The sequence below is a fragment of the Ancylomarina sp. genome, assembly GCF_041555295.1.
Classification (GTDB): Bacteria; Bacteroidota; Bacteroidia; order Bacteroidales; family Marinifilaceae; genus Ancylomarina.
In genome coordinates, this window is record NZ_JBFFKR010000375.1 from 1 (window position 1) to 2,742 (window position 2,742).

The window sequence follows — 2,742 nt, forward strand, 5'->3', positions numbered from 1 at the left end:
ATGTCGATTCGTGCAAGTTCTTTTCGATTTTTAGCTGTCTGATTCAGCAAAACTTCATTCTTTTCAATCTCAATCTGCATCATCTCGCGACCTGTTTCGAACTTATCGCCCGCACTACTCTTGGTATCATTGTTTCTAGCGTCCTTTGCAGAAGCTATTGCCCCCCGAATCACCTCAATTTTCCGATCGAGTTCTTCTAATATCTTATGGTATACCAAGCTTTTAAGCTCCTTTATTGTACGCATCATTTTTATCTTTCATCGCTCATGATCAATAGCATCACATGAGCATAATTTATCAGCCGAAGATAACATTTATAGGACTGTTTTGCTTTCGATTATCGAAAAAAGAAAGATCCCATTTTGATTTTTAAAATAAATCGCTACCTTCGTTTCGTATTTTTACGAAATGCGAAACATATGACCGAACACGAATTTTATTCCGACCAAGAAAAACAATTGGCCCGTTTTGCCAAAGCACTTTCACATCCTGTGAGAGTCTATATTTGCAAACTTTTATCAAAACAATCCTGTTGTTACAGTGGCGATTTGGCAGAGGAAGTGCCCATAGCCCGCTCCACCCTTTCTCAACATCTTAAGGAGTTGAAAGCAGCAGGTTTAATTCAGGGAGAAATTGTTCCTCCAAAGATTAAATACTGTCTGAATAAAGAGAATTGGGCAAAGGCTAGCAATGTGTTTGAAACACTTTTTAAGGCTGAGCATGAAATTAGTCAACACAAATAATTAGGGATGCAAACGCATTCTATAAACTTTATAAATATGGAAATAAAAGTATTAGGCCCTGGTTGCAAAAAATGCAACACCCTACACGATGCTACACAAAAAGCTGTTGAAGAACTAAACATTGAAGCCACAATTACCAAAGTGGATGATATGATGAAAATTCTTTCTTATGGCGTGATGTCTACTCCTGCCCTAGTCGTGAACGAGAAGGTATTATTTAGTGGTAAGGTACCTTCTGTATCAGAAATTAAAGATCTAATTCAATCAGTATAACCCAAATAAACAAATCTAAAATGAAAAATTATTTAGGCCTAGCCGTTCTTGCCCTTGCACTAAGTTTTGGCGCATGCCAGTCGAATGCTAAAAAAACTGAAAAAGTAGAAGAAACTGCAAAAGTAGAAGAAGCTGCTTGCAAAACAGAATGCTCACAATGCCCTTCGAAATGTAGCGATACTAAAGTAGCTGAATCTACAACTGAAACTGCTGGCATCTATTACTTTCATGGCGATAGAAAATGTAAAACCTGCAAGGTTGTTGGTTCTGAAGCAAAGAAACTTGCTGAGAAATTGAATGTTAAATTCTTCGATGTCAATATTGATCAGGAAGAAAACAAATCGCTTGCCAAGGAATTTGAAGCTACCGGATCTAGTTTAATGATCAAACATGCCAAATCAGGAAAAATTGAAGACCTGACAACATTTGCTTTCCGCAATGCAATCAACAACCCTCAGGCTTATCTTGAAAAATTAGAATCTACAATCAAAACTGAAATCTAGATTTCTACTCTAGAATACTATAGTCATATATTGAATCACATGACTATTTTCAATCCGGCATAGAGGTTAACCACGCTATGCCGGATATATCAAATCAATTAAACAAACTTATTATTCTTATAGAATAACATAGAACACGGCATCACATGTTTCTGTGAATAGACTTGTACAAGCCTTAACTGAGTTCGAAATTTGACAAAATGGAATATTTAGATCAACTGCTTTCGCAAAGTAATTTGCCCATATTATCAGCCTTCCTTTTAGGTTTAATGACGGCTATCAGCCCCTGTCCTCTGGCAACTAATATTACGGCAACGGCCTATATTAGTAAAAGCTTAGGTGATAAGAGAAAAATATTTATAAGTGGTTTGGTTTATACTTTAGGTCGTGCCATCAGCTACACGGTACTAGGTGTTATTCTTTATTTTGGTGCAAGTAAATTCGATGTTTCATCATTCTTTCATACTTATGGCGAACGCCTGTTAGGTCCTGTACTTATTATCATTGGCGTATTCATGCTTGATATCATTTCATTCAACTTTCCAGGCGTTGGTCGAATCACCGAAAAACTTGATGGAGAAAAGATCAAGGGAAGCTATTGGGGAGCTTTGTTATTGGGTATTATTTTTGCCCTGGCATTTTGTCCATACAGTGGTATTCTTTATTTCGGCATGTTGATACCTATAAGTATTTCGCAGCCTGATGGTTTATTCCTTCCATTTGTTTACGCTATAGCAACGGGGCTTCCTGTTATTATTATAGCTTACCTCCTTGCTTTCACTTTATCAGGTGTGGGCGGATTCTACAATAAGGTTAAAACATTTGAATTTTGGTTTAGAAAAGTAGCTGCTATCGTCTTTATACTAGCCGGACTTTATTTCACGTACATTTTCTTTATACAATAATATTTCAACCTGACAGGTTTCACACATTAAGATCATGATTAAATCAATAAGCTTCAGCAACAAAAAACAATTGGGGACAGCGCTATTGCTGCTACCTATTTGGATCCTACTTTATATCAACCTGCAGAATATCGCTGATTTTCTGATTGATGGTTTGTTTCAAATTCCCAAAAGTCATTTGAGCGAAACCTTGCGTTTCTTTATATTCGAAGTTCCCAAAGTACTCTTACTTCTGGTTCTGGTCATTTTTGGTGTTGGTATCATTCGAAGCTATTTCTCTCCTGAGAAAACTAAAAAGGCTTTAGCTGGTAAATCAAC

The 2,742-nt window shown here is 36.7% G+C and carries 5 protein-coding genes and 1 pseudogene; 5 read left to right on the forward strand and 1 reads right to left on the reverse strand.

The genetic code is table 11. From position 1 onward, the window contains the following. Positions 1-245 (reverse strand): hypothetical protein (locus ABY905_RS16105; protein ID WP_372645718.1); only part of this gene is annotated, 245 nt, incomplete at its 3' end. A 174-nt stretch (positions 246-419) separates the two neighbouring features. On the opposite strand from ABY905_RS16105, the gene ABY905_RS16110 reads away from it, so the two are divergent. The 5 genes and pseudogenes from ABY905_RS16110 to ABY905_RS16130 all read left to right on the forward strand — a co-directional run. After that, entirely contained in the window at positions 420-743 is a 324-nt protein-coding gene (locus tag ABY905_RS16110) for an ArsR/SmtB family transcription factor (RefSeq protein WP_372645720.1), read from the forward strand. Positions 744-779: 36 nt separating this feature from the next. Next, positions 780-1,016, forward strand: coding sequence for a thioredoxin family protein (locus ABY905_RS16115; protein ID WP_372645722.1), 237 nt, complete (start codon positions 780-782; stop codon positions 1,014-1,016). A gap of 20 nt (positions 1,017-1,036) precedes the next feature. Next, complete coding sequence (locus ABY905_RS16120; RefSeq protein WP_372645724.1) at positions 1,037-1,519, forward strand: nitrophenyl compound nitroreductase subunit ArsF family protein; 483 nt, start codon at positions 1,037-1,039, stop codon at positions 1,517-1,519. Between the two features lie 200 nt (positions 1,520-1,719). Continuing rightward, positions 1,720-2,424 (forward strand): aromatic aminobenezylarsenical efflux permease ArsG family transporter, encoded by a 705-nt coding sequence (locus tag ABY905_RS16125; protein WP_372645726.1) that lies wholly within the window; start codon positions 1,720-1,722, stop codon positions 2,422-2,424. A 34-nt stretch (positions 2,425-2,458) separates the two neighbouring features. After that, positions 2,459-2,742 (forward strand): annotated as a pseudogene (locus ABY905_RS16130) (hypothetical protein); the annotation flags it as partial.